Consider the following 8728-nt stretch of genomic DNA (forward strand, 5'->3'; position numbering starts at 1 on the left):
TTCTCTCCCAATGCCCTCCAGAGAAGATATGTGACGCAAATATCGATGCGACTGCATCCCTCATCAGGGTTAAGACACGATGTTATGGCAACAGGGCCTTCAAGCTCCTTAAGGATATTACTTATAGAGATTTCATCGGGCTTTCTGCTTAGCACATACCCGCCCCCAGGGCCCTTAACGCTTCTTATGAGTCCTGCCTTCCTCAGGGTATTCAGTATCTGCTCAAGATAAGACACAGAGACATCCTGCACCTCGGATATTTCCCTTATCCTTACAGGCTTCAGGGGATAGCCCCTTGCTATCTCAAACATCGCCCTTACACCATACTGTCCCTTTGTCGATAACCTGAGCATACTGAAGTGTAGAATACTTTACTAAACTTGTCAAGTATTTGTATCAGAAGTGTCAAGCCAATTTAGAAATGTCCTATTTTTGTTAATTCAGAAATCTTTTAATGCAAGAAACAAGACCAGAACCCATCTCTGTATTTATCTCCCCATTGACAAGAATATTTCCAACGGAAGCCGTGACCATTGGTCTTTGAACAATGGTTCTAAAGGCTCCAGTTGTTGCAAAGATTTCAGGGGTGTGAGTTGCTGGCATTCGGTTTCGTCGATTGTCATTCTGGCTTGTCCAGAATCATTCTTTCGATTCCGAACAAGTCGGAAGGATTCCCGACAAGCGGGAATGACGGGGAGGGGGAACCTCGCAATGACAAAAAAGCGGATGGATTCCTGACAAGCGGGAATGACGGGATGTGGAAATGTCTTACGTGAAACATTTCAAGTGAAACATTTCAAGTGAAGGATTTCATCTTGACTGCTTCATCCCCTTCTGATTTAAGCTATAGCAGTGGGTTAGTATGCCACCACACTGTAAGGTAAAGCAAAATGAAAACCATGAAATGAGAAAAACTTAATGAAGAGAGATTTCATCCGTAGTGAAAAATCAAATAAAGACAAAGACTTAAAAGAAAAGATTTGAACCTATAAAAAAAGGAGATGGCAACGATTTTTGAAAGGGTGAGGAGGCGGATAAAAAGGGGGTAAGGTTGATAAATATCAACTTAATCAACATGGGAATCGTTAAAAATCAATGGGTTATGAGACACACCCCCCCACCCTATAAACTAAAGCAGGAGAAATGAAAAGAGGAGTTGAAGGAGAAAATCCCTTTCAGGCATGGTATAATATTTATTCTTAAACATAACAATTTTTTCAGGAGGCAACAATGTCGGCAAAAATCATAAGTGGCACGGAAATAGCCTTACAGATAAGGGAGGAGCTTAAAAAAGAAGTAGAGGAATTAAAGGAAAAGCACGGAGTTGTGCCAGGTCTTGTGACAATTCTCGTAGGCGAAAACCCGGCTTCTGTCAGCTATGTAACAGGCAAGCAGAAAACAGCAAAGGAATTAGGATTTTACTCCATACAGGACAACCAGTCAGAGGACATCTCTGAGGATGAGCTTCTTAAGCTCGTTGAAAGATACAATAAGGATAAGGCAATTCATGGAATCCTGATTCAGCTTCCACTTCCCAAACATATTAATGAAAAGAAGGTCTTAAATGCAGTGGACCCGGATAAGGATGTTGACTCTTTCCACCCTGTTAATGTAGGCAGACTGGTAATAGGAGGGGAGGAGGCAAAGTTCAAGCCATGCACACCAGCAGGGATACAGGAACTGATAGTGCGCTCCGGGTTTGAAACCTCTGGTGCAGAGGTAGTTGTTGTTGGAAGGTCAAACATAGTTGGAAAGCCCATTGCAATCATGATGATCCAGAAAGGTAAAGGCGCAAACTCCACGGTCACAGTTGTTCACACAGGCACAAAAAACCTTGAGGCACACTGTAAGCGTGCAGATATTCTTATAGTTGCCGCAGGCGTGCCTGGCCTTGTCAAGTCTGAGTGGATAAAGCCCGGAGCCTGCGTCATAGATGTGGGTGTTAACCGTGTAGGCGAGAAATTAAGCGAAAAGACAGGAAAGATGGTGCCAATTCTTAAGGGAGATGTTGACTTTGACACTGCTAAGGACATAGCAGGGGCAATAACCCCTGTGCCAGGCGGAGTGGGACCAATGACGATTACAATGCTCATGAAAAATACAGTAGCAGGGGCAAAGCAGGCAGTAGGAATAAAATGAGCAGATAAAAGGGGAATGAAATGATAATCACAAAGAAAAAAGATTTTCAGGAGCTGATGGAGAATGTAGAAAACTACAAAAGCTTTTTTCTTCTTGGCTGTTCTGAGTGTGCAACACTTTGCGGAACAGGAGGAGAGCCTGAGCTAAAGGACATGAAGGATGCCCTCAAGGAAAAGGGCAAGGAGGTTACAGGCACATTCGTTGCAAAAACAGGCTGTCAGGTCTTAGGCACAAAGGTTGAGCTTAAGCCTTATAAGGATGCCATAGACAAGGCAGAGTGCATTATTGTCCTTTCATGCGGAGCAGGCACACAGACCGCTGTTGAGCTGTATGAGGACAAGCCTGTTTATCCTGCGAATGATAGTCTGTTCCTTGGAAACATGACAAGGCTTCAGATGTTTGACGAAAGGTGCTCGCTTTGCGGAAAGTGCATATTAGATAAAACAGGTGGAATCTGCCCGCTTACTGCCTGTCCAAAGGGGCTCCTCAATGGGCCCTGCGGAGGCTGTAAAGACGGTCACTGCGAGATAAGCCCTGATATAAAGTGTGCATGGGCAAGAATCTATGAAAGAATGAAAAGAATCGGCAGGCTCGAGGAGCTATGCGAGACTGTGCTTCCTCCAAAGGACTGGTCTTTCTCTCAGAAGCCAAGAGCTTATACGACAAGGGAGGAAAAGAAAAAATGAGCTTCAAATCTGCCCTTAGCTCAGGAAAGTTTGTCATAACCGCAGAGGTTGGACCTCCAAAAGGCACTGATATATCCGAGATGCTCCATCACATGGAGAATCTTAAAGAGAAAGTGGATGCAGTGAATGTTACGGATAACCAGTCTGCTGTGATGCGCATATGCTCCATGTCAGTGTGTAAGCTTGCACTTGAGCATGGGCTTGAGCCTGTTTTACAGATGACCTGTAGGGACCGTAACAGAATCGGGCTTCAGTCAGACCTCCTTGGAGCATATATACTTGGTATAAGAAATGTTCTTTGTATGACAGGAGACCATGTCTCGGCAGGGGACCATAAGGGTGCAAAACCAGTCTATGACTTAGAATCGGTCCAACTCCTTAAGGTAGTGGATGGCTTAAATAATGGTGTTGATATGTCAGGCAATGAGCTTAAAGGCAGGACCGATTTCCTTCAGGGAGCAGTCGTTACTCCAGAGGCAACACCTCTTGAGCCACAGCTTATGAAGTTCGAAAAAAAGGTTAGGGCAGGTGCAAGGTTCTTTCAGACACAGGCTATATATGACATAGAGAAATTCAAGGAATTCATGAAGTATGCAAGGAGGTTTCCAGTAAAAATCCTCGCAGGATTAGTTATGCTTAAATCAGCAGGCATGGCTAACTTCCTGAATAAAAATGTCCCGGGAATCAGGGTCCCAGAGGAGCTAATAGCAGAGCTTAAATCCATAGGTAAGGAAAAAGCATTAGATACAGGTATGGACATTACTGCAAGGCATATAAGGCAGTTGAAAGAAGAGGCAATATGTGACGGAGTTCATATAATGGCAATTGGCATGGAAGCCTTGGTGCCTGAGATAATGAGGAGGGCAGGGTGTCTATGACATTAGTATCTAAGACCTTAGCGACTGGCACCTTACATAAGTGCCTGTTGATATTGTGACATCCTGCTATGCATATCGAGATAGACATCTAATATGTCATCTATGAGATAAAGACCCTTTCCAAAGTCCTCTCTCGCACCGTATACCTCATCTCTCAAGAATGCCATTGCCTCTTGCTCTTTGCCTGAATAGTAAAGGGCAATCCCTTTACATACTGCAACACCCAGTTTTTCCTCCTCGCCTAACTTGTTTAAGAAGTTTTCAGCTTTTCTCAGGAAATTCCATGCGGTTGTGAGGTTTTTGCTTTTGATGTGGATACGGGCAATCTCAAGGCAGGAAAGCCCCACACCTCTAATATCATTTGTGCTTTCAAAAAAAAACTCTGCTTTCATAAAATCCCCCATTGCCTGCTTTTCATTGCTCATTGCATAGGATATCTGTCCTTTCACAAGGTGTGCATACCCTAAATATAGATTCAGAGGGAGCTTCTTATTAGCTTTTACCAGCTCAAAGACCCTGTTGATAAGCTCAATGGCTTTAGTGGTGTCTTTTTTCAAAAAATTAGTCTTTGCAAAATTTATGAGCGCTTTACACTTAAGAGGCACATCATCGACATAAAGTACGCTTATAAAGGCAGATTCTGCTTCCCTATAAAGCCCCTTTTCTGTCAGGGCTACCCCTTTCATATTCATAAGCTTGGACCACCTTGCAGGGTCTGCCTGTCTGTTAACAGACTTAAGAGTCTGCTCTATTGTCTCTAAATCGCTCATATTAATCTAAAATTGTGACTTAATACCTTTTGCTTTGTCAAATCCCATTGCAATTTTTATAACAACCTTATAAAATTAACTGTATGAAAGCATCCATAGAGATATTAAAAAATCTTGATCTGTTCAGTCTTCTCGATGAGGAGGAGCTTGGTAAGATAAACTCCATCTCAGAAGAGGTAGATTACAGAAAGGGTGAGACAATCGTAAAGGAAGGCATACACTCGGAATCCCTTTTTATCATAAAGAATGGCTGTGTGAGGGTTACCAAGGATAGCCGTCTCATTGTAATCTTGGGAGAAGGCAGTCTGATAGGCGAACTGTCCTTCATAGACAAAGGTCTTCCTTCTGCCACTGTTACTGCAGAACAGGATAGCAGGCTTATAAGAATCCCCTTATCTATATTCGATAACCTCCTTTCAGAGAACAAAGGCATGGAAGGCAAGCTCTATAAATCATTTGCTTTAACCCTTTGTCAGAAGCTTAGAGATACAAACGAGTGGCTCTCCACAGAGAAATGGCTTGCCGAGGTAGAAAAACAAGCATTATCGCGCTTCCATATTTAGCCTGCCCCGAATAAACGGATTAGGCAGGAGTTCTTGAATAGAGAACCTCTTAATGCCCTCTTTTGATTTAAGGTAAATGGATATGTCAGGTGCAAATTCAAAAAGCATCTGCCGACAGGCACCGCATGGAAAACAATAAGCCCCATCGCTTGAGACAATAGCAATTGCCTTAAGAGTATCCTTTTTAGAGGTGAGTGCCTTCATGAGGGCAATCCTCTCGGCACATGTGCTTAGCATGACAGAGGGGTTTTCTATATTTGAGCCTGAGTATAGCCTTTTGGTTTTTGTCATCAGGGAAGCACCTACTTTGAATCCCGAGTAAGGGGCAATTGCATTTTCCATAGCGGTCTCTGCGGAATTAATCAGGAGTTCGATGTCTTTCGTTGTCACTTCAGTAATTCAGTATCTCTATCAGGTCTTTGAAGTCTTTCTTTTCGCTTTCCTCCAGTGTCTTTTCGTTTTGAGCCTTGAATTCCGCCTCTGCCTTTGTCCTGTCGGATTTGAACCTTGGGTCAAGCTCGATGCCTTTTTGAAGTGCACTGGAGGCATCTCCATAATTGCCTTTTGCATTATGCGAAAGGGCAAGTCCATAGTATGCCGTGTAACGGTTTGGCTGTCTCCTTAAAGCGTCGTTGAATGCCTCTACTGCCTCATCAAACATGCCCAGCCTGTAGTATATATTTCCGAGGTCATAGTATGCTTTGTCAGGTGTCTCATAAAGGGGATTTTTAAGTGCCTTTTTACAGTTTTTTATTGCATCTTCCCACTTCTTTTTTGTGTAATAAAGAAAACAGAGATTATTATATGCCTCCGAATAATCGGAATCCTTACTGAGGGCTTTCCTGAAAGATGCCTCTGCTTCTACGAATTTATCGAGTCTAAAATAGACGACTCCGAGGGCATTATGAAATTCCTTTTTTCGAGAGTCAAGCTTGATGGCTGTCTGAAACTTAACGAATGCATTCTGATAATCTCCTTCGTTCATGGCAGAAAAACCGAGACTGTAATGAGCCTGAGCCTGATTTGCCTTTTCCTTGCTAACACAGCTTGAAATTATCAGGCATATCAGAAGCAACAGGGCAATCCTCAAAGTTTTCATATTTTATGAGGTTAACAAAAACTTCAAAATAAGTAAAGATGCCTTCATGCCTCCATGGCTTGTCACCCTGAACCATGCCCTGAACTTGTTTCATGGGTTGATTCAGGGTCTAATGTCTTTGCTTTAATTCTCAACCATCCTCCTCCTTAATCAATGTCATTCTTGCTTGTCAGGAATCCTTCCCTTTTCCGTCATGCTGAATTCATTTCAGCATCTCTGCTTACTGCTGACTATATCACTAAGAATCTGATATTGTCTATAGACATATGTCTTAAAAACATGTCCTAAAAATATACACAACCAAAAAAGAAAAGTCCTCTAAATTAGTTTATAAAATTAGTTTTAAGAAACACTTTCGATGCCTAAATCTTGAATCTTGAATTTCCAAATCCTCCTAATTCCCCTCTCCCCTTTGCGGGAGAGGGCGAGGGTGAGGGGTCATTCCGATGCCGAAACATCGGCCGAAGAATCTCAGTCAAAACTACTGCATTACTCTTCTGAATTTAAAAGACAGGCAGGCCCTTTGGCAGCAAGGGGTTTATATTGAAGTCTCCGGGAAGACCGAAAAAGAAAAAGGCGGAGAAATAGTACATGTGTCCTTTTTTCTATAAAAGCCTTTCTAAAAATGCAGCATTAAAACATCTGCTATATTGAAATTGAAGTTGTTTTTTTTTGAAAAAATGTAATCTTTATTATAAACAAACAAGGAGGTAGATTATTATGAAGAGCTTTTCGCGGTATATGCTAACAGCCTTAATTGTTTTGGGGTTGAGCACGCTCGTATATGCGGCCGTGGCAAAATGGGTGTTTGTCCCGAATGCGGCTTCGAAAACCCTTTCCTTCGTTGACCCGCAGAAGGACATGGTCATCGGCCATTGCGAAACCGGGCCGACAGGCTGGCTTGCGTGCCTGACGCCTGATCTGAAGAAGATCTATGTCGGTGAAAACGGCGGGGATTCGGTGACCGTAATCGATGCAATTTCACACAAAACCCTACAGCATATCAAGACGGGAAAGAACGTCAAGCACCCATTAGTCACACCTGACGGCAAGTATGTGCTCATCAATCATACTGGCGAGGTAAAGGCCGTATTGCTCGATTCAAAGACAGACAAGGAAATAAAAACCTTCTCTGTCGACCATATGAACAAGGAACATAAAGGCCCTCTCATGATGCATTCCGCCTTTACATGGGACAGCAAGTATGCCTTTGTCCAGAACTATGCAGACAAGAAGTCATATGTTCTCAAGATTCCGTCACTGGAAGTAGCGGCTACCATAGACGGAGATAGCCCAGCGCATTATTTTGTCCCCACGCCTGACAACAAGCAAGTCTGGATTGTCTACGAAGGAAACGATGCCGCCAAGATAAAGCCGTCTGTCTCCATAATAGATATGGCGACTTTCAAGGAAATCAATAAAATCGAGATACCGACCGCGGAAGGCGAGGCCATAGAAGGACATCACGGCATCTTCACGCTCGACGGCAAGTACTTCTATTTCTGTAACCGCGGCCCCGGCCCAAAATTCGGTGGCAGCACAGTTGCGGTAATCGATGTCACCCAGCAGAAGGTCGTCAGAACTATCAAGGCTTCAAACGGCGTGGGCCATCCTTATCTAACGCCTGATGGCAACTACGTTGTTCTCACCCCGTATGGCTCGAATGTCATTACCATCGTCGACGCCAAGACAGGTTTGAAACTCAAAGACATAGCGGTTGGTAATGGAAACCATGTCGGGCATATCGTATTCAGCGCGGACGGCAAGAAGGCATATGCCACGAACGCCTCAGACGGCGCTCTTTATGTGATCGACATGCAGACGCGTGAGGTTGTTAAGGGGATACCTACCGGCGATAGGGCAGCCCAAGTCATTAACACCTACACTAACCTCTTCGAAGTTCCGGGCGTTTATAAAACAACTCATTAGCCGGTAATAATCAAGGGGCGGCTTGTATCTCTATGCAATCTGCCCCTTCGTTGGTCCAATTTTTTGCGGTAATCTGATAGATTTAGAAATAGGGACACATGTTCTCGCTCACTAATTCACTAACTTTTAAAAGCCTATCAAAAGGTACATAAATTTATATTATATTGGCTTCCCTCTGAAAAACCCTTTTTTCAATCCCCTCAATAAGCCCCCTTTAGAAAATTTCAGTGTAATGAAGGAGGCTGAAGGGTTAAAAATTTTAGCGTGTTTGATGCCGATTAATCGGCAGAGTTTGCTAAAATTTACCTTCTGCCGACTGAATGAAGCGTGGTCAGAGACCGAAATTTTCATGGGTGCGATTCTTTTGGTTACTTTTCTTGGGCATGAAGAAAAGTATAGGACATTATCATTTTGGCGGGACAGAAACCCCACCCGATGCACAGGAGTCCTGAATATGGGTTAAGTAGTTGATATATCAGATGGATTTGAGGTCGAATGTATTCGTGGTGCCCCTGTCCCAGTCCTCCCAAAGGTAGGCGTCCAGCTTGTCGTCGGCAATCACCCGAAGGGCCTAGCGCACCTGCTCCTCGTAGAACTCGCAGAAGGCCCCCGTCCTTTTCATTCCACCGTTCATCCCGTGGGCCTCGGCCGGGCACGGCGAGCC

9 protein-coding genes are annotated in these 8728 nt (G+C 43.7%); 5 read left to right on the forward strand and 4 right to left on the reverse strand.

Annotated elements, in window-relative coordinates; genetic code table 11:
• The coding region (locus HY805_00725; GenBank protein MBI4822746.1) for an Rrf2 family transcriptional regulator at positions 1 to 353 on the reverse strand (353 nt) is incomplete at its 3' end.
• A gap of 877 nt (positions 354 to 1230) precedes the next feature.
• Here HY805_00725 and folD point away from each other — a divergent pair.
• The 3 genes from folD to HY805_00740 are packed head-to-tail and all read left to right on the forward strand — an operon-like array spanning position 1231 to position 3703.
• Positions 1231 to 2139, forward strand: a complete 909-nt coding sequence (folD, locus tag HY805_00730; GenBank protein ID MBI4822747.1) for a bifunctional methylenetetrahydrofolate dehydrogenase/methenyltetrahydrofolate cyclohydrolase FolD — start codon at positions 1231 to 1233, stop codon at positions 2137 to 2139.
• A 20-nt stretch (positions 2140 to 2159) separates the two neighbouring features.
• Positions 2160 to 2825: a methylenetetrahydrofolate reductase C-terminal domain-containing protein gene (locus tag HY805_00735; GenBank protein ID MBI4822748.1), complete on the forward strand. Its 666-nt coding sequence runs from the start codon at positions 2160 to 2162 to the stop codon at positions 2823 to 2825.
• Entirely contained in the window at positions 2822 to 3703 is an 882-nt protein-coding gene (locus tag HY805_00740) for a methylenetetrahydrofolate reductase (protein ID MBI4822749.1), read from the forward strand. Before HY805_00735 ends, HY805_00740 begins: the two co-directional genes overlap by 4 nt.
• Positions 3704 to 3735: 32 nt before the next feature.
• On the opposite strand, the gene HY805_00745 is transcribed toward HY805_00740, so the two are convergent.
• Positions 3736 to 4473, reverse strand: a complete 738-nt coding sequence (locus tag HY805_00745; protein MBI4822750.1) for a hypothetical protein — start codon at positions 4471 to 4473, stop codon at positions 3736 to 3738.
• An 83-nt stretch (positions 4474 to 4556) separates the two neighbouring features.
• Here HY805_00745 and HY805_00750 point away from each other — a divergent pair, with 83 nt between their 5' ends.
• Positions 4557 to 5036, forward strand: a complete 480-nt coding sequence (locus tag HY805_00750) for a cyclic nucleotide-binding domain-containing protein (GenBank protein MBI4822751.1) — start codon at positions 4557 to 4559, stop codon at positions 5034 to 5036.
• On the opposite strand, the gene cdd is transcribed toward HY805_00750, so the two are convergent.
• Positions 5016 to 5426 carry a cytidine deaminase gene (gene cdd / locus HY805_00755; protein ID MBI4822752.1) on the reverse strand — a complete coding sequence of 137 codons (411 nt, stop codon included), beginning with the start codon at positions 5424 to 5426 and terminating at the stop codon, positions 5016 to 5018. The two genes, HY805_00750 and cdd, sit on opposite strands and share 21 nt — an antisense overlap.
• A gap of 1 nt (position 5427) precedes the next feature.
• Complete coding sequence (locus tag HY805_00760) at positions 5428 to 6135, reverse strand: tetratricopeptide repeat protein (GenBank protein MBI4822753.1); 708 nt, start codon at positions 6133 to 6135, stop codon at positions 5428 to 5430.
• Positions 6136 to 6855: 720 nt separating this feature from the next.
• Between HY805_00760 and HY805_00765 the strand changes: the two genes are divergently transcribed.
• Positions 6856 to 8064 carry a hypothetical protein gene (locus HY805_00765; GenBank protein ID MBI4822754.1) on the forward strand — a complete coding sequence of 403 codons (1209 nt, stop codon included), beginning with the start codon at positions 6856 to 6858 and terminating at the stop codon, positions 8062 to 8064.
• Positions 8065 to 8728: the final 664 nt, after the last annotated feature.

This window comes from Nitrospirota bacterium, from assembly GCA_016207905.1.
Lineage (GTDB): Bacteria > Nitrospirota > Thermodesulfovibrionia > Thermodesulfovibrionales > JdFR-86 > JACQZC01.